We start from the raw sequence: 18,787 nt of genomic DNA, 5'->3' as shown, positions 1-18,787 counted from the left end.
GCAGCTAAATAAAAATTGCCTGAAATATCTAATTAGATTATCTTTGCACTTCAAATAAAGAAAATGATATGTTTGATAATTTAAGTGATAAGTTAGATAAAGCGTTCCATATATTAAAAGGACACGGTAAAATTACAGAAGTAAACGTTGCCGATACTTTAAAAGAAGTTCGTCGTGCTTTACTTGATGCCGACGTTAACTTTAAAATTGCTAAAGATTTTACCGCTAGAGTAAAAGACAAAGCAATTGGACAGGACGTACTTACAACCTTACAGCCAGGACAATTATTAGTAAAACTGGTAAAAGATGAGTTGACAGAATTAATGGGTGGAGATGTTGCTGGTGTTAACTTATCAGGAAATCCAACTGTTATTTTGATGTCAGGACTTCAAGGTTCTGGTAAAACTACTTTCTCAGGAAAATTAGCAAACTTCTTAAAAACAAAGAAAAATAAGAAACCACTTCTTGTAGCGTGTGATATCTACCGTCCAGCGGCGATCAACCAGTTACATGTTGTGGGAGATCAAATTGGTGTTGAGGTTTACTCAGAACCAGAAAATAAAAATCCTGTAGAAATTGCTCAAAATGCAATTAAGCATGCTAAAGCAAACGGATTCAATGTTGTTATCGTCGATACAGCAGGACGTCTTGCAGTAGATCAGGAAATGATGGACGAAATTGCACGTGTTCACAAAGCAATTCAGCCACAAGAAACATTGTTCGTTGTAGATTCTATGACAGGACAAGATGCTGTAAATACAGCAAAAGCTTTCAACGATATCTTGAATTTTGATGGAGTTATCTTAACCAAATTAGATGGTGATACTCGTGGTGGAGCTGCACTTTCAATCAAATCGATTGTAAACAAACCAATCAAATTTGTTGGTACTGGAGAAAAAATGGAAGCAATTGATGTTTTCTATCCAGAACGTATGGCTGAGCGTATCTTAGGAATGGGAGACGTTGTGTCTCTTGTTGAAAGAGCTCAAGAACAATTTGATGAAGAAGAAGCAAGAAAACTTCAAAAGAAAATCGCTAAAAACGAATTTGGCTTTGATGACTTCTTAACACAGATTCAGCAAGTAAAGAAAATGGGTAACATGAAAGACTTGGTTGGAATGATACCAGGTGCTTCAAAAGCCATGAAAGATGTAGAAATTGAAGATGATGCTTTCAAACATATTGAAGCGATCATTTATTCGATGACTCCAGGAGAAAGAAGCAAACCAGCTATTATCGACGTAAAAAGAAAAGCTAGAATCGCTAAAGGTTCGGGAACTAAAGTCGAGCAAGTAAATCAGCTGATGAAACAATTTGACCAAATGAGCAAGATGATGAAGATGATGCAAGGCCCAGGCGGAAAAAATCTGATGAAAATGATGGGAGGTATGAAAGGGATGCCGGGTGGTATGCCAGGAGGAATGCCGAAATAATAAAAAGAGTTTCAAGTTTAAGGTTTCAAGTTAAGAGACCAAAACTTGAAACTTTTTCACTTAAATATATTAAGAGTTTCGTTTTAACGTGAACTCTTGAAGCCTGAAACAAAAATTAAAACCTGAAACAACACACAATGCAGCTACTAGACGGTAAAAAAACATCTAACGACATTAAAAACGAAATTGCAATCGAAGTTCAATCTATTAAAGCAGCTGGAGGAAAAGTGCCTCATTTAGCAGCAGTTTTAGTGGGTAATAACGGAGCAAGTTTAACTTACGTGGGAAGTAAAGTAAAATCATGCCAAGAAATTGGTTTTGATTCAACTTTAGTTGCTTTACCAGAAACGATTACAGAAGATGAATTATTGGCTAAAATTAAAGAGTTAAACGAAGACGACAATCTAGACGGATACATCGTTCAGTTGCCTTTGCCAAAACATATCGACGAGCAGAAAATCTTATTAGCAATCGATCCAGACAAAGACGTAGACGGATTTCACCCAACTAACTTTGGAAGAATGGCACTTGAAATGGAAAGTTTTATTCCAGCAACCCCATTCGGAATTATGGAATTGTTAGAGCGTTACAAAGTAGAAACTGCAGGAAAACACACAGTTGTAATAGGAAGAAGCCATATAGTAGGACGTCCAATGAGTATCTTAATGAGTCGTAAAGGAAATCCTGGAGATTCGACAGTTACATTAACTCATAGTAGAACTAAAGATTTAGCAGAATTCACTAAAAATGCTGATATCATCATCACAGCTTTAGGAGTTCCAGAATTCTTAAAAGCAGACATGGTAAAAGAAGGAGTAACGGTTATCGATGTTGGAATTACACGTGTAGAAGATGCATCAAACGCAAAAGGATATGTTATCAAAGGAGATGTTGATTTTGACGGAGTAAGCAAAAAAGCATCTTTCATTACACCAGTTCCAGGTGGAGTTGGACCAATGACAATTGCAATGTTGCTTAAGAATACGCTTTTAGCGAGAAAAATGAGAAGCGCAAGAAATAAATAAAATCGCGTCCAAACATATTATAAAGCCTGTTCGATTGAGCAGGCTTTTTTTATTCGTATATCTTAGAAAAACTATATAAAAGTGCCATTTTAATATATTATTAATAGATTAAAGTTTTGGTTCTTAAAAATAAAGGATACTTTTGCACCACTTAAAAAACACTTCTCCAAATGGACGATTATTATTATTCGTTAGTATTAAATTAAGCAGCTTTTGAAAATTTCAAAATGCTGCGCTAAAAACCTGTATTTTGAAATGAAAGCCTTTTACACAAACAACAACGGATTGGTAGAAATCCAAAAATGGACTTCAAATTGCTGGATTCACATCGAATCTCCAACAGAATCAGATAAAAATTACTTATTAGAAGAACTTCAACTTCCTGAAGCCTTTTACAATGATATCGAAGATATCGACGAAAGACCTCGTATCGAAATAGAAGACGGCTGGACGCTTATCATTATGCGTATTCCGATTAAAAGCGGAGACGTCAAAATTCCATTTCATACCGTTCCTCTAGGAATCATTTTTAAAGACGATATCTGTGTTACCATCAGTTTTTATAAAACGGAAATAATAAAAGATTTTGTCGCCTATTCGCAGCGTAAAAATATCGAAATTGAAGATAATTTCAATTTAGTGCTCAGATTACTTTTATCGTCAAGCGTTTGGTATTTGAAATATCTAAAACAAATCAATCATAAAATAAAACTGGCAGAAGATAATTTAGAGAAATCGATCAAAAATGAGGAATTGCAAGCACTACTTCAAATCGAAAAATGCTTTGTGTTCTTTATTACCTCTTTAAAAGCAAATGACGTTTTGTTTCAAAGAATCAAAAACTTAAAAGCACATAAAGCCAGTTACGATCCAGAATTATTAGAAGATGTTGAAATCGAATTAAATCAGGCACAAGATACAGCCAATATTTACAACAACATCTTAACAGGAATGATGGATGCTTATGCTTCTGTAATTTCAAACAACATGAATAATATCATGAAACAGATGACATCAATTTCAATCATTTTAATGATTCCAACCCTAATTGCCAGTTTATACGGAATGAACGTCCCAAACGGATTAGAAGAAAGTAAATACGGAATCTGGATTCTGCTTCTAGTTTCAATAATCTTATCCACTTTTGGAGTATTTTTATTCAAAAGAAGAAGATGGTTTTAATTTGAAAACTCATTATAGTAAAAGCCTGTTCGTTAAGAATGGGCTTTTTCGTTTTTTTATTTTGGGCGTGACCCCAACCCGTTGAGAGGGCAAAAATACTTTATGCTGATGCGCCCTCTCAACGGGTCGGGGTCGGGCTATCCGCGCTACTTCGGTAGCTAGCTTCTATCCTTCACGCAATCATTTTCATAAGAAAGTTTCGTTTTTAAAAAAGTTTGCAGAATCCCAGAGGGACGAAATATTAAAAATAAAATCACTTTTTAATTTGCCAATTCGAAATAAATAATAACTTTGTATTGCAAAGTACTTTAATTATGAATCAAAAGCACCAAGAAGATTTAGCACATATTCGTTCCATGATGGAGCGCTCTTCAAGATTTATATCATTAAGCGGACTTTCAGGAGTTTTCGCTGGTCTTTCAGCTTTAATTGGCGGAATCTATGTATATCAGCTTTTCAAAGTAAACGGTATCGATTATCTAAACGATGGGCATAGATTATATTCAACCAATCTGGTTTCAGAATTATTCTGGATCGGCATCATAATTATGGTCGTTGCGTTGGTATTTGCTGCTTTTTTTACCATTAGAAAAAGCCGAAAATACAATTTGCCAATTTGGACTTCGGCAACAAAAAAGATGCTTTTTCATTTGGCAGTACCGCTTATAACTGGCGGGATATTTTGTCTGGCTTTAATACATTATGGGAACTTTGGTTTAGTGGCTCCTGCGACATTAATTTTTTACGGACTTGCTGTTGTAAACGCAGAAAAATATACATTTTCGGACATAAAATATCTTGGTTTTTCGGAACTGATTTTAGGATGTATTGCACTTTTTAATATTGGATATGGATTGATTTTCTGGATTATCGGATTCGGAATTCTGCATATCATATATGGATTAGTGATGTTCAAAAAATACAAGTAACCCAATGGGAATTATTGATAAACTAAATAAAGATTTTGAAAGCCGTGTCAGACTGGGCATTATGTCCGTTCTGATGGTTAACGACTGGGTAGATTTTACCGAGATGAAAACGCTTTTAAATATCACCGATGGTAATTTAGCGAGTCATTCCTCTGCGCTTGAAAAAGCAGGTTATATAGAAGTAAAAAAAGAATTTGTAGGGAAGAAGCCTAAAACCTCTTATCAAGTAACCGATTTGGGGCGTGCTGCCTTCAAAGAGCACTTGTCGTACCTTGAAAAATTAATGAAATCGTAATAACGCTATTTTTTTATCTAAAAACTTTGAGTTACAAAGTACTTTTAAATTTATCAATCATGAAAAAACATCAAATTATCTTAGCTTGTACAGCGGTTTTTATACTGCTTTTTTACAACGAATCTGTTGGAATCAATATTTCTATTTTTGGCGTTTTACTCACGCTTTTAATTAGTTATTTCTTTCAGGAAAAGATGGTAGAGCGATCACATCTTGTTCTTGTAATGACCTCTATTTTGTCTTGTTTTGCTTTTGCTTGGTACGGAGATGCGGCATCATTTTTTGCTTTAGCATTATCAATTTTATTTTTGCAATTCAAAACACAAAATGATGAACTCAAAATAATTCAGGTTTTTCCTTTAATATTTTTAAACGGATTTACTTCCATCGGCCGAATTTTCATCTTTAAACAATGGCTTCCAGAACGAAAAATCCATAATGATTTTGCGAAAAAACTAGTAGCTTTTGTTCTTATTCCGGTTATCTTTCTCGGATTGTTTTTTATTGTTTATTCTTTCGGAAGCGATCATTTCTCTTCATTATTTACAGATTATGAACTAGATATCAATTTACCGCAATTAATCGCAATGTGTGTTTTAGGATTTTACATCTCGTTTAGTTTCTGGAATTATTGGGTTCCTGATGTTTGTTACGAATACAATCCGAAATTGAACAATGATTTCACAAATGTTTCTGAAGTAAAAAATCAAAGCACTTTTTCTTTTTTAGATCTTGATTTTGAAAGAAGAAGCGGAGAAATCACATTGTTTCTGCTAAACATCATGCTTTTAGTTTTTATTGGAACTTACAATTATGAGCAATTTTTTGAAGTAGTCAAAAAAACAAATTTAAGCGCAGACACACATGAACGTGTAAACGCAGTAATTTTTTCAATTTTAATGGCAGTTGGCGTAATCTTATTTTACTTTAAAGGAGGTTTTAATTTTGATGAAAAAGCCAAAACTTTAAAGAATTTAGCAAAAGTTTGGCTTGTGCTAAATGTCATTCTAATTGTAAGTGCCATGATTAAGAATACAGAATATGTTTCTTTTTATGGTTTAACATACAAACGTCTTGGAGTTTATGCTTTTTTAATCTTAGCTATTATCGGATTAGCAGTTTCATTTCAGAAAATAAGAAAGCAAAAAACCAATGCTTATCTTTTTAACCAGATGGTTTGGTATTTCTACGGAATAATTCTTTTATGCAGTTATATCAATTGGGGAAACCTTGTTACGAATTATAATATTTCAGTTAACAAAGGAGTAGAACCTGTCTTCTTAAGCGGTTTAAATTTTAATGATGATGCTCGTCGTGAATATTTTGAAAAAAATAATTTAAACGGAAAATATGCAGAAGCGGTAAGAGAAGAATTGATTTGGAATTATCAAGACGCCAGTTTTTTATCTAAAGCGTTGTATTATGAATTTTTGAATAAAGAAAAGAAATAGGATAAAATGAGAAATCCCACTCAACTGAATGGGATTTCTTTTTATTTATTATCTCCTCTTTTTTTAAAGCGAGGATCATGTTTTGAAATAAATGTTGTTCTTCGACTTGAATTTTGAGAAGTTCCTTGAGTTGAGCTTCTGTTCGAATTTCTATTCGTATTTTCTACTTTCGGAAGACTTGCTTCTTCTGTTTTACTAGAAGGTTCAATTAATTGGTTTAGTTCTTTAATCTCAGCGTCGGTTAAATCTCTATATCTTCCAACAGGAATATCCAAAGAAATATTAATGATTCTAATACGTTTTAAGGCCGTAACTTCATAACCCAAATATTCAGACATTCGTCTAATCTGACGGTTTAATCCTTGCGTTAAAATGATCTTGAAAGTGAATTTGCTAATTTGTTCGACTTTACATTTTTTGGTAACCGTATCGAGAATCGGAACACCATTTCCCATACGCTGAATAAAACGTTCTGTAATAGGTTTGTTTACTGTAACCGTATATTCTTTTTCGTGGTTATTTCTAGCACGAAGAATTTTGTTTACGATATCACCATCATTAGTCATAAAAATTAATCCCTCACTGGCTTTATCCAATCTTCCAATTGGGAAAATACGTTTCGGGTAATTAATATAATCAACAATATTATTTTTAACTTCAAGGTTAGTCGTGCATTCAATTCCGACAGGTTTATTGAAAGCCAAATAAACTAATTTTTCATTTTTCTCTACGATTAATTTACCATTAATACGTATTTCATCATCTGGCGAAACTTTAGTCCCCATTTCAGCCACAGCGCCATTTATCGTTACGCGTCCTTCTTCAATCAATTTATCAGCTTCACGACGAGAGCAATATCCCGTTTCACCAATAAATTTATTAAGACGTTTTAAATTTTCTTCCATACTGCAAAAGTAGACAAAAGTTTAGACATCTTGGAATTTTAGATTTCAGACTTTAGATTATTGGGTTGTTTTGAATCTCATACTGTTTTGTCATTCTGAGGAACGAAGGATCACGCTCGTAACTCGACAAAGATTGGCGATTTTGATTGCGGAGTTTCTTGTGTGATCCTTCGTTCCTCAGGATGACAAGTTTGTGCAAAACCTTTGTCTCTTTTTACGCTTGAATCTTAAGAATGAAATTCAGAACTATCACTTGGAGTTTCTTTTCGATCAAACATTCCATAATCACGAACCACAGTTGCAATTCTTAAATGATAATCTTTGAAAACTTCATTTCTGCCTTTTGCCTGAGCTGCACGATGCATCTCGAGATTTCTCCATTGTTGAATGCTTTCTTCATCTTTCCAAAAAGATAAAGACAGCACTTTTGAAGGATCAGTAAAACTTTGAAAACGTTCTATCGAAATAAATCCTTCAATATTATCTAATTCTGGACGCAGACTTGCCGCGATGTCTAGATATTCTTCTTTTTTCCCTTCGTTCGGAATTACTTCAAAAATTACGGCAATCATCTTTTTGAGTTATGAATTATGAGTTATGAATTATAAGTGAAATAAAAAAAGCTTTGTTCCTTTGGATCTTTGTCACTTTGTGCCTAAGAGCTTTGCTCGCTAAACAAAAACTCAATCACTTTATCATACAATTCATCATCATGCATTCCGTGACCTAAACCGCTAGTTTCAATAAACTGACTGTTTTTCCAGTTGCTGGCTATTTTTTTTCCTTCTTCAAAAGCTACAATCTTATCTGTCGTATCATGAGCAATAAAGCCAGGAATAGTAAATTGTGAGGCAAATTTTTGTCCCGAAAAATCTTCTAGTTTAAAATTGAAACGATTGACGAATTTGCTTTCCAAAAGAGGCAGCATTCTTCTATTCAAACTAAGCATCGAAATGTAATTGTTAATCAAAGTTTTTAAATCTGAAGGAGCGCCGAGAACAACCATTTTGTTAATGCTCGTGTTCGGAAACAAATATTGATGATAAACACAGGCGGCACCGCCAATAGAATGCCCAATTATAATTTCGGGCTGATATTTTTCTACAGCTTTATTGATGAATTCAGCGTAAAGTGGCACATTAAATTCTTTTCCGCTGCTTTGTCCATGAGCAGGAGCATCAATTGCAATAATGGTGCTTCCTGATTTTTGAAGATGTGGTAAGGTTTTTTTCCATCGTGCAGCATTGCTTTCCCAGCCATGCACTAATAGAATTTTGGTTTCATTTCCTTTCCAGATGTAGGTTTGAAAATGATGTTCATTATGATGAAATATTTCTGTTTCTGTATGTCGCAAAACTTTTGGAAGTTCCTCTTTTTTTAGTCGGCCAATTCTAGGCTGGCTAAAAAGAGCATAAGAAAGTTCCATCGCTTTTTGCGGACGAACATAGCTCAAAAAATTAATGTAAGATCCAACTGATTTTAATGTTATGAACCGAATTCCTTTTTTAATTCCCAAAACTTAAATTTTTTTCTAAAGGTAAAAAATGTTTTGCCACAGATTAAAAGGATAAAAAGATTTTATTCAGCATAAGAATAATTTAATCTGTGTTAATTCTTTTATCCCGATAGCTATCGGGAGAGAAAAAAAATAAGTAAAAAAAAAAGTCCCGATTTAATCGGGACTTGATATTTAGAATTTTGCGAACAATTGTTCCATTTTTTCTTTTTCTTCTTCAGCTAATTGCGTATCAACTAAAATTCTTCCAGAGTGCTCATCTGTGATGATTTTCTTTCTTGAAGCAATTTCAACCTGAGTTTGAGGTGGAATTGTAAAGAAAGATCCAGCAGAAGCTCCTCTTTCGATAGAAACTACAGCCAATCCGTTACGAACACTGCTTCTGATTCTGTTGTAAGCAGCCAATAATCTGTCTTCGATTTGTGCTGCAAATTCAGCTGATTTCTCAGTTAAGAAAGTTTCTTCTTTCTGAGTTTCAGCCATAATAGCATCTAACTCAGATTTTTTATGTTTTAAATGAGAGCTTTTAGCATCAAGTTTTTCTTTTAAGTTAGAAATAACTTCTTTTTTGTGCTCGATAGAAGCTTTCATTTCTTTGATTTGCTTTTCAGCCAATTGAATTTCTAATTCCTGAAATTCAACCTCTTTTGTCAAAGAATTAAATTCTCTGTTGTTACGTACTGATTCTTGTTGTTTTGTGTACTTCTTGATAACCTCTTTATGCTCCTCAATAGCAATTTTCTTTGCTTTGATTTGCTCCTCAATCACTTCAAGTTCACCTTTCAGTTTCTCTGAACGAGTGCTCAAACCTGCAACTTCATCTTCTAAATCTTCAACCTCTAAAGGAAGTTCTCCTCTAACGTTTCTGATTTCGTCAATTCTAGAGTCAATAAGCTGTAAATCGTATATTGCTCTTAACTTGTCCTCAACACTTAATTCTTTCGTATTCGTCATATTTTATAAGTACTTAACTGGATTTGTATTTTCTTCCGATAAAATGATTGCAAAATTAAGAATTTTTTTTCGAAGATAATCAACAATATAATTTTTTGTATAGCGTTCGCTCTCAAAATGACCAATATCTGCCAAAAGTAACTTGTTTTCAGCTTCATAAAACTGGTGATACTTCAAATCGGCAGTCAAAAATGCATCTGCTCCAGCACTTATTGCGTTTCTAATTGCAAAACTTCCAGAACCTCCTAAAACAGCAACTTTTTTTATTTTTTTGCCTAAAAAAGCAGAATGGCGAATTCCGTCAGCAATCATTTTTTCTTTTACGAAATGCAGGAAGTCTTTTTCATCCATTTCAGTTTCAAATTCACCAATCATTCCTAAACCAATATTCTGATGAGAATTTTCAAGATTATAAATTTCATAAGCGACTTCTTCATAAATATGATTGGCAAAAAGCGCTTTTAAAATTCGGGATTGCAAGTGCTTTTCAAAAGTAACTTCAATTTTTATTTCTTGCGTTTCGGTTAAGCTGTGGCGTTCACCAATAACAGGATTGCTTTCAGAATTTCCTTTGTATGTTCCAATTCCTTCAGAGTTGAAACTGCAATTTTCATAATTTCCTATTGTTCCTGCACCTGCTTCAAATAATGCATTTCGAACTTTATCTGCATTGTCTGGAACAGTATAAGTAATTAGTTTTTGAATGAAATTTTGTTTTGGAACTAAAACTTTGGTATTCACTAAACCTAATGCATTACAGAAAATTTTATTAACGCCTTGAGAATGATTGTCTAAAGCTGTATGAACGGCATAAATAGCAATGTCATTTTTAATTGCTTTTAAGATAGCTCGTTCAACATAATTTTTACCCGTAATTTTCTTGATGCCAGAAAATAAAATCGGATGAAAACAAACAACTAAGTTGCAGTTTTTAGATACGGCTTCGTCAATTACATTTTCTAACGCGTCGTGACAAACTAAAACTCCCGTGCAATCGGTTTCAGAATTTCCAACTAAAAGACCGACATTGTCAAAATCTTCGGCGTAAGCCAAAGGAGCCATCTCTTCAAGAACCGATATAATATTTTTGATTTTCATTTTAAGATTTGTTTCAAGTTTTAGGTTTCATGTTTCAAGTTCTATGACTTGTGCCAAAACCTTAAACAAATTAACGAAAAAAATTATACTTTCGTAGAATGAACTTACTTCGAAAATTACTTTTTCCATTTGCTATTTTATACGGATTCATTACTTCAATCCGCAATTTTCTTTTTGATAAAGGAATTTTAAAATCAACTTCATTTGATATTCCAGTAATTGCTGTTGGAAATTTAAGTGTTGGTGGAACTGGTAAAACACCTCAAATAGAATATTTAATTCGGTTATTATCTGATAAATATAAAATTGCCACTTTAAGCCGCGGTTATAAAAGAAAGTCTGAAGGTTTTGTTTTGGCTAATGAAAATTCGAATGCCGAAATTTTGGGAGATGAACCTTTCCAGTTCTATCAAAAATTTCCAAATATAATGGTTGCTGTTGATGCCAATCGCACAAACGGAATTCAGCAATTACTTTCTCAAAAAGAAAAACCAGAAATTGTTCTCTTGGATGATGCGTATCAGCACCGAAAAGTAAAAGCAGGTTTTTATATTTTACTGACTTCTTACGGAGATTTATATGCAGACGATTTTATGCTGCCAACAGGGAATTTGCGTGAAAGCAGAAGTGGAGCAGAAAGAGCCAGTATAGTAGTTGTTACAAAATGTCCTAAAATCTTAACGGAAGAAGAACAAACTGAGATTAGATTAAAGTTGAAATTGAAAAGCAGTCAAAAAGTCTTTTTTACCTTTATAGATTACGATATGGTCATTTATGGTAAAAATGAAAAAATTGCCGTTAACGAAATCAAATCAGAATCAAAAATTCTTTTAGCCGGAATTGCAAAACCAAAACCATTTTTTGACTTCTTAAAAAATGAAAATGATGAATGTTTGACTTTTCCAGATCATCATCATTTTTCGGATAATGATTTAGATGCGATTCAGAATAAAGCAAACGGAAGAAAAATCATTACAACCGAGAAGGATTATGTTCGATTAAAAGACTCAAAGTTAGTTTCGCAATTATATTATCTTCCAATTAAAAGTTCATTCATCAATCATCAGCAAGACTTCGATGCTGCGATTTTAGAGTATGTAAAAGAAAACTTAGAATCTTATTCTTAGCATCTCAGAACCTTTTTTAATCAAAAAACTTAGCAATCGTAGTATAGAATTCATCTGGAACAAAAGGTTTTGTAATCACATCATCCATTCCGTAAGAAAGCAACATGTCGCGATTTTCATCGAGCGAAATAGCTGTTAAAGCTATAATTGGAGTCGTCTTGTCAAATTCACGAATCAGTTTAGTTGCTGTAGTTCCATTAATGCCAGGAAGATGGACGTCCATTAAAATCATGTCAAAACGTTTGATTTTTAGAAGTTCAACAGCATCTTCTCCATTGTCAACAATCTCGCAGGTAATGTTTTTGTTTTCCAGCATTTTGCGAGTGATCATTTGATTGATTTTGTTGTCCTCAATCAATAAAATAGATTTGTTTTTCAATTGTTTGTCATTATAAGGTTTTACTTCTTCGATTACTTCCAATGGTTCGTTGTTGATTTTGAAATTTAATTTGAAGGTAAACGTAGAACCTTTACCAACTTCACTTTTTAGTTTTATTTCGCCTCCTAAAAGTTCGATTAACTTTTTTACAATAGTAAGACCAAGACCTGTTCCGCCGTATTTTCTGTTTACTTCGATAGAACCCTGAGAAAAGCTTTCAAAAACTGACTGAAGTTTATCTTCGGGAATTCCAATTCCAGTATCGACGATTTCAAAATAAACTGTTGCTTCTTCTCCTTCTTGCGAGTATAATTTAGCAATAACATTTACATGTCCGTTTTGAGTAAATTTTAAAGCATTGTTGATTAAATTAAGTATGATTTGAGACAGTTTTGTTGGATCGCCAATTAAATTATCAGGAATCGCTTTGTCTATTTCTAAGTTGAAGTAGTTCTTGTTGGCTGTAGCTAGTTCTTTTAATGAACTTTGAATATTAAAAAGCAATTCTTTTAAGTTAAAGCTAATATTTTCAACTTCAACTTTGGTCGAATCAATTTTATTAATTTCTAAGATTTCATTGATAAAAGTAGTCAAATAGTTTCCAGAGAATTTTAAAGATTCTAAATATTTGAGCTGTTTTTTCTTTGGTTTGTCTTCGAGCAAAATATGCGTAATTCCGTTAATAGCATTCAACGGTGTCCGGAGTTCATGACTTACGGTAGACAAAAACTCAGATCTTGCTTTTGATGCTTTTTCTGCTTTGTTTTTGGCGAGAATCAATTCTTTGTTTTTTTCGCGAAGCAGTAAATTGTTCTGGTTTCTTATGATGTTGTTTTTGTACAAAGCCAAACTCAAAAGCGACAAAATCGAAATTAAGGCAATGGCCAAAATGCTGACTAGCTTAGAATAACGATAGGTTTTAAGCTGAAATTTTTCTTCGCTTTCTCTTTTGATTGTATTGTTTAAAGATTGATTTTTTTTAAATTTTTCATATTCATTCAAATCAATTTTAGCATTTTTTAATCTTAAAAGATAATTTTCCAGCTGATAATGTTCGTCAAGATAAGAATACGCCAAATCATAATTTTTATTCTGCTTATAGTATTGGCTTATTGCTAAAACGATTTTCGATTTTTTAGGGAAATCATTAATTTTAGAATTGTAATCTAACGCTTTGTCAAAATATATAATTGCTGAATCATTTCGTTTAAGCTGTCCTTCAATTAAACCAAGCTGATAATATGCGTCTACTTTTGTTTTTATATTTGCACTATTATCTGGTTTTTTAGCAATAGTTTTAAATGTTTTTACAGCAGATTTAAGATCGTTGTTAGTCTTAAATGCCAAAGCTTTTTGATAATCTAATACCTCCGCATTATCTTTGATGTTTAGCTGTTTTAATAAATCCTGAGCTTTTGTATAATAAACAGAAGCTGTTTTGTAATCGCCTTTGGCAGTATTGGTTACGCCAATATAATGCAATGCTAAAGCTTTTGTGCAGCTAGGTTTTAGGGTGTCAAATAAAGAAACTGTTTTATGAAAGTTTTTTAAAGCGTCTTCAAATTTTTTCTGGTTGTAATAAATTTTACCGAGTTTAAAAGTCTGATTGGCCAAATTTTCTTTTTTGCCATTTTCTTCGCAAAAATTAATTGACTTCTCTGTATAAAAAATTGCCTGATTGTATTTTTTATTGTTAAGATTGGTGTTAGCCAGCTTGTTATAATAGGTCACGCTATCCGTATTCCTTATGGTTTGAGAATACAAAAACGAGTTAAAAAAACAAACAACAATAAAAAGACAGTATTTCATGTATGGCAATGCTATTACAATGAATCTTATTTTTTTCTTATTAGTAAAATTAAATCGATCAACCTTGATGAATAGCCAATCTCATTATCATACCAGCCTACAACTTTTACCATTTTATCGATAACCGATGTTAGCTGAGCATCAAATAAACAAGAATGTGTGTTGCCAATTACATCAACCGAAACAATCGGATCTTCGGTATAATCCAATATTCCTTTTAAATTTGTTTTTGAGGCTTGTTTGAATGCTTTATTAATTTCTTCAATGCTTACAGCTCGCTTTACATTGAAGGTTATGTCTGTTAATGAACCGTCTGGAACTGGGACTCTAATGCCACAGCCACCCATTTTATTGTGCAATTTAGGAAAAATTTTTGTTAATGCCTTAGCTGCACCTGTAGTTGTTGGAACAATCGACTGGCTGGCACCTCTCGCACGGCGCAAATCCTTATGTGGCTGGTCATGAAGGCTTTGGTCTGTGGTGAAAGAATGTATGGTAGTAATGTAAGCTTGTTCAATTCCGCACAGTTCTTCAATGATTTTAATCATTGGGGCAGCGTTGTTAGTGGTACAGCTTGCATTTGAAACTATATCTTCATTTCCATCCAAAATATGTTCGTTTACACCAAGAACTACCGTTTTTATGGTATCAACTTCTGAAGGAGCAGAAAGAATAACCTTTTTTGCCCCAGCATCTAGATGCGCATTTAATTCTTCGTGCGTTTTATATTTACCTGTCGATTCGACTACAATATCAATCGAATGCGATTTCCAATCTATGTTTGCAATGTTTTTTTCATGAAAAAAGAAAAAATGCCTTCCATCTACAATAATGCTATTTTCATCGTGACTTACTTCGGCTTTCAAAACGCCGTGAATACTGTCATATTTAATTAAATGCGACATGGTTTTGTTGTCTGCAATGTCATTTATAGCAACGACTTCGATTTCGGGGTGATCTAAAAGAAGACGGAATAAATTTCTCCCGATTCTTCCAAATCCATTAATGGCAATTCTTGTTTTCAATGTTTTATTTATTCGTTTAATTGTTTAACCGTTTAATCGGTTTTACAATTAAACGATTAAACGGTTAAACTTTTTTTATAAAATATGTTTTTGTGCTTTGTATGAAGAACGAACAAGAGGTCCGCTTTCTACATGTCTGAAACCTAACTCACGACCAAATTTTTCATATCTGGCAAATTGTTCAGGCGTGATAAATTCTTTTACAGGAAGATGTTTTTTACTTGGCTGAAGATACTGTCCAATTGTTACAACATCAACATTTGCATTTTTTAGATCGGTCATAGTCTGGAAAACTTCTTCTTCTGTTTCTCCAAGACCAAGCATAATTCCAGACTTAGTTCTGTTAATTCCTTTTTCTTTCAAATAGCGAAGCACTTCTAAACTTCTGTCATATTTTGCCTGAATACGAACCTCGCGAGTTAAACGGCGTACAGTTTCCATGTTATGAGAAACCACTTCAGGATTTGCCTCAACAATTCGATCTATGTTTCTTTCAATTCCTTGAAAATCTGGAATTAAAGTTTCAAGAGTAGTTTGCGGATTCATTCTACGGATAGCTCTTACAGTTTCCATCCAAATAATAGAGCCTCCATCTTTCAAATCATCTCTGTCAACACTAGTAATAACAGCATGTTTGATATTCATGATTTTAATAGAACGAGCTACTTTTTCAGGTTCGTCCCAATCTACCGTTTCAGGTCTTCCGGTTTTTACACCACAGAATCCGCAAGAACGAGTGCAAACATTTCCTAAAATCATAAAAGTCGCTGTTCCTTCGCCCCAGCATTCTCCCATATTTGGGCAGCTTCCCGAAGTACAAATGGTATTTAAACTATATTTATCAACTAAACCTCTAAGTTCAGTATATTTTTGTCCGATAGGTAATTTTACTTTTAACCACTTTGGTTTTGTGGTAGGTATATTTTCAGCGACTGTTTCCATATATCAATGTTCAAAGTACAAAGATACGGAATGTAGTTTATTTTGAGATGTTTATTTGCTTTTCGTTTGCATATCTTGTTTGTGGTTAATATTTATGATAATTTAATTCAATTGTTAATAGTTTGGTTTTAAGTGTGATTTTAGATTTGTTTTTTGATTTATGCTTAAATTTTTAATCTTGAGTCTCGTTTTTATGGATTATAAAAGTTCAGGCTTAATCTGTTACAAATTTGGCTTCTTGGGATTTTGTAAAATTATTTATGTAGTAATTTTGCTGTTAATTTAACAGCTTTAAAACCATGAAAAAGAGAATTATTGTATTAGGAGTTTTATTTGCAATTTTAAGTTTAACCAAAACAAATGCGCAGATACTTTCAGATAAATCGATGGGGGCTTTAGGAAAAGGTGTTTCAGGATTTACTTTTAGTGATGCAGATGCAGCCGCTTTAGCTAAACAATCTATTGCAGAATTGGATGCAAACAATCCAGTTGCCGATCCAAAAGATGGATATTCAATTCGTTTAAATCGTTTGTTTGGAAAGCATACTACTAGCGAAGGAGTTACTTTAAACTATAAGGTGTATCTAGTAAAAGATATAAATGCTTTTGCATGTGCCGACGGAAGTGTTCGTGTATTTGCAGGTTTAATGAATATTATGGATGATAACCAGCTGCTAGCTGTTATTGGTCATGAAATCGGGCATGTTGTTAATCATGATACAAGAGATGCTATAAAAGCGGCTTATAAAAAAGAAGCTTTGCTAGATGCAGCGTCATCGCAATCAGGAAAAATAGAAACTCTTACTCAATCTCAATTGGGGCAACTAGGAAGCGCTATGATAGATAGCAAACACAGTAGAAAACAAGAGTCAGAAGCAGATGATTTTTCTTATGATTTTATGAAAAGAAATGGCTATGATGTGAATGCAGTGGAATCGGCTTTTAGAATTCTTCAAAATTTAAGTGAAGGAGCAGAGGCATCTTTTATGACTAAGATGATGAGTTCTCATCCTGATTCTGGAAAAAGAGCAGATACAGCAAAAAAGAAAGCAACAAAAGATGGATTGTATCATGCTTACGAACAGCAGAAAATTGATAATACAGCTCCTGTAACACAAACGAAGAAAGCAACTACTACAACAAAGAAAAAAAGTACAGCAAAAAAGAAATAAGCAATACAGGATTTAAAACCGGTAAACCAAAAAAGTTTACCGGTTTTTTCTTTTTACGATAGAATCAAAATCCACTGTAGGTTGATTATCAGCTCATAAAAATGTTTTATCTTTATTTGTTGAAAAACAAGTTTTGTGTGAAATTAAAATAGCATTTTGTTATGCTACATTTGTTGTTAAATTGTAATTATAAAAAATATGAAAAAGAAATTTATAATAGTAGGACTTTTATTTACAGCATTTGGTTTAACTAAAATGACTGCACAGATTAATTTTGGCGATAAAGCAATTGGAGCAGTTCAAAAAGGAGTTACAGGTTTTACTTTCAGTAATGCCGATGCGGCAAAATTATCTAAAGAAGCAGTAGATAAATTAGATGCAGAGCATGAAATTGCTGGACCAACCGATGGTTATACTTTAAGATTAAATCGTGTTTTTGGAAAGCATGCTTCTGGAGACGGATTTACTTTAAACTATAAAGTATATAAATTGAAAGAAGTGAATGCTTTTGCAACCGCAGATGGAAGCGTTCGTGTTTATTCTGGATTAATGGATATTATGGATGATAATGAGCTCGTTGCGGTAATCGGACATGAGATTGGGCACGTAGCAAACAACGATTCTAGAGATGCTATTCGTGCAGCTTATCAGAAAGAAGCTTTAATGGATGGAGCGGCTTCTCAATCGGCGACTGTGGCAACAGTTACAGACAGTCAGCTTGGGAAAATTGGAAGCGCAATTATTGATAGTAAGTACAGCCGTAAACAAGAGTCGGAAGCAGATTTGTTTGCTTACAACTTCATGAAGAAAAACGGTTATGATGTAAATGCTGAAGAATCGGCTTTTAGAATTTTGGCAAAAATGAGTGAAGGGTCTCAGGCTTCATTTATTGATCAGATGATGAGTTCGCACCCTGATTCTAAAAAAAGAGCAGATGATGCTAAGAAAAGAGCAGAAAAAGATGGTTTGTATAAACCGTATGTGCAACAGAAAATTGTAAATACAGTTCCTGTAACTACCACTAAAAAAGCAACTACAACCACAAAGAAAACAACTACAACGAAAAAGAAATAAGAGTTGTCTCTTAAAGTATAAAACCCAGCAAATTTCTGTTTGCTGGGTTTATTTTTTTTATCCTAATACATGAAAAGCAAGAATCTTTTGCACTTCATAAACATTAACCGATTTATTGAATTGTTTTACAATGCTTGGGTGTTGTTCGCTTGAAATCCATATTTTTAGTTCGGCATCCAAATCAAAAGTTCCTGCAGTTTCTACGCTGAATCTCGTAATGCTTTTGTAGCCAATAGACTTATATTCTGTTTTGCTTCCTGTGATTCCTTGTACATCTACTAAGATTAATCTTTTATTGGTAAAAATGAAGGTGTCACGAATAAGTTTGAATCCCATTTCGATTTCTTCATTTGCAGTTAAAAGCTGTCCGTATTTTTTAATTAAATCTTCTTGGCTTACTGAACCTGCATTGCCAAGAATGGCTGAAAATATTCCCATTATTCTGTTTTAATTTAGTTAAAATGATTTCTG

18 protein-coding genes are annotated in these 18,787 nt (G+C 33.3%); 9 read left to right on the top strand and 9 right to left on the bottom strand.

Annotated features, from left to right (window positions below; all coding sequences use genetic code 11):
- Positions 1 to 68 precede the first annotated feature (68 nt).
- From ffh to OZP10_RS05390, 6 genes are all read left to right on the top strand, one after another.
- A complete protein-coding gene (gene ffh, locus OZP10_RS05415; RefSeq protein ID WP_095929402.1) occupies positions 69 to 1,433 on the top strand; it encodes a signal recognition particle protein in 1,365 nt (454 codons plus the stop codon).
- A 137-nt stretch (positions 1,434 to 1,570) separates the two neighbouring features.
- Positions 1,571 to 2,458, top strand: a complete 888-nt coding sequence (locus tag OZP10_RS05410) for a bifunctional 5,10-methylenetetrahydrofolate dehydrogenase/5,10-methenyltetrahydrofolate cyclohydrolase (protein ID WP_281633826.1) — start codon at positions 1,571 to 1,573, stop codon at positions 2,456 to 2,458.
- A gap of 255 nt (positions 2,459 to 2,713) precedes the next feature.
- Positions 2,714 to 3,640: a magnesium transporter CorA family protein gene (locus tag OZP10_RS05405; protein WP_281633825.1), complete on the top strand. Its 927-nt coding sequence runs from the start codon at positions 2,714 to 2,716 to the stop codon at positions 3,638 to 3,640.
- 314 nt (positions 3,641 to 3,954) lie between these two features.
- On the top strand, positions 3,955 to 4,569 hold the full coding sequence (locus OZP10_RS05400; RefSeq protein WP_281633824.1) for a hypothetical protein: 615 nt from the start codon (positions 3,955 to 3,957) through the stop codon (positions 4,567 to 4,569).
- 4 nt (positions 4,570 to 4,573) lie between these two features.
- Positions 4,574 to 4,864, top strand: a complete 291-nt coding sequence (locus OZP10_RS05395) for a winged helix-turn-helix domain-containing protein (RefSeq protein ID WP_057114812.1) — start codon at positions 4,574 to 4,576, stop codon at positions 4,862 to 4,864.
- Between the two features lie 59 nt (positions 4,865 to 4,923).
- On the top strand, positions 4,924 to 6,315 hold the full coding sequence (locus OZP10_RS05390; RefSeq protein WP_281633823.1) for a DUF4153 domain-containing protein: 1,392 nt from the start codon (positions 4,924 to 4,926) through the stop codon (positions 6,313 to 6,315).
- Between the two features lie 41 nt (positions 6,316 to 6,356).
- Here OZP10_RS05390 and rluF read toward each other — a convergent pair whose 3' ends face one another.
- The 5 genes from rluF to OZP10_RS05365 form a co-directional block, all read right to left on the bottom strand.
- On the bottom strand, positions 6,357 to 7,220 hold the full coding sequence (rluF, locus tag OZP10_RS05385; RefSeq protein ID WP_281633822.1) for a 23S rRNA pseudouridine(2604) synthase RluF: 864 nt from the start codon (positions 7,218 to 7,220) through the stop codon (positions 6,357 to 6,359).
- A 227-nt stretch (positions 7,221 to 7,447) separates the two neighbouring features.
- Positions 7,448 to 7,792: an antibiotic biosynthesis monooxygenase family protein gene (locus OZP10_RS05380; RefSeq protein ID WP_177212158.1), complete on the bottom strand. Its 345-nt coding sequence runs from the start codon at positions 7,790 to 7,792 to the stop codon at positions 7,448 to 7,450.
- A gap of 83 nt (positions 7,793 to 7,875) precedes the next feature.
- Positions 7,876 to 8,736: an alpha/beta fold hydrolase gene (locus tag OZP10_RS05375; protein WP_281633821.1), complete on the bottom strand. Its 861-nt coding sequence runs from the start codon at positions 8,734 to 8,736 to the stop codon at positions 7,876 to 7,878.
- A gap of 174 nt (positions 8,737 to 8,910) precedes the next feature.
- Complete coding sequence (locus OZP10_RS05370) at positions 8,911 to 9,690, bottom strand: zinc ribbon domain-containing protein (protein WP_177212160.1); 780 nt, start codon at positions 9,688 to 9,690, stop codon at positions 8,911 to 8,913.
- 3 nt (positions 9,691 to 9,693) lie between these two features.
- A complete protein-coding gene (locus tag OZP10_RS05365) occupies positions 9,694 to 10,788 on the bottom strand; it encodes a Nif3-like dinuclear metal center hexameric protein (RefSeq protein WP_281633820.1) in 1,095 nt (364 codons plus the stop codon).
- Positions 10,789 to 10,886: 98 nt separating this feature from the next.
- Between OZP10_RS05365 and lpxK the strand changes: the two genes are divergently transcribed.
- On the top strand, positions 10,887 to 11,915 hold the full coding sequence (lpxK, locus tag OZP10_RS05360; RefSeq protein ID WP_281633819.1) for a tetraacyldisaccharide 4'-kinase: 1,029 nt from the start codon (positions 10,887 to 10,889) through the stop codon (positions 11,913 to 11,915).
- A gap of 16 nt (positions 11,916 to 11,931) precedes the next feature.
- Here the strand turns inward: lpxK and OZP10_RS05355 are convergent, their stop codons facing one another.
- The 3 genes from OZP10_RS05355 to lipA all read right to left on the bottom strand — a co-directional run bounded on the left by OZP10_RS05355 (position 11,932) and on the right by lipA (position 16,070).
- On the bottom strand, positions 11,932 to 14,103 hold the full coding sequence (locus OZP10_RS05355; protein ID WP_281633818.1) for a tetratricopeptide repeat-containing hybrid sensor histidine kinase/response regulator: 2,172 nt from the start codon (positions 14,101 to 14,103) through the stop codon (positions 11,932 to 11,934).
- A 26-nt stretch (positions 14,104 to 14,129) separates the two neighbouring features.
- Positions 14,130 to 15,128 (bottom strand): type I glyceraldehyde-3-phosphate dehydrogenase, encoded by a 999-nt coding sequence (gene gap, locus OZP10_RS05350; protein ID WP_281633817.1) that lies wholly within the window; start codon positions 15,126 to 15,128, stop codon positions 14,130 to 14,132.
- Positions 15,129 to 15,203: 75 nt separating this feature from the next.
- A complete protein-coding gene (gene lipA / locus OZP10_RS05345; protein WP_281633816.1) occupies positions 15,204 to 16,070 on the bottom strand; it encodes a lipoyl synthase in 867 nt (288 codons plus the stop codon).
- A gap of 299 nt (positions 16,071 to 16,369) precedes the next feature.
- Here lipA and OZP10_RS05340 point away from each other — a divergent pair, with 299 nt between their 5' ends.
- Entirely contained in the window at positions 16,370 to 17,242 is an 873-nt protein-coding gene (locus OZP10_RS05340; RefSeq protein ID WP_281633815.1) for a M48 family metalloprotease, read from the top strand.
- A gap of 198 nt (positions 17,243 to 17,440) precedes the next feature.
- Positions 17,441 to 18,316: a M48 family metalloprotease gene (locus tag OZP10_RS05335; protein WP_281633814.1), complete on the top strand. Its 876-nt coding sequence runs from the start codon at positions 17,441 to 17,443 to the stop codon at positions 18,314 to 18,316.
- 57 nt (positions 18,317 to 18,373) lie between these two features.
- Here OZP10_RS05335 and OZP10_RS05330 read toward each other — a convergent pair whose 3' ends face one another.
- Positions 18,374 to 18,754, bottom strand: a complete 381-nt coding sequence (locus OZP10_RS05330) for a PH domain-containing protein (RefSeq protein WP_095929421.1) — start codon at positions 18,752 to 18,754, stop codon at positions 18,374 to 18,376.
- Positions 18,755 to 18,787: the final 33 nt, after the last annotated feature.

This window comes from Flavobacterium luteolum, from assembly GCF_027111275.1.
Lineage (GTDB): Bacteria > Bacteroidota > Bacteroidia > Flavobacteriales > Flavobacteriaceae > Flavobacterium > Flavobacterium luteolum.
The sequence above is the reverse complement of the archived record's forward strand: the minus strand, read 5'-3'. Positions and strand labels throughout refer to the sequence as shown.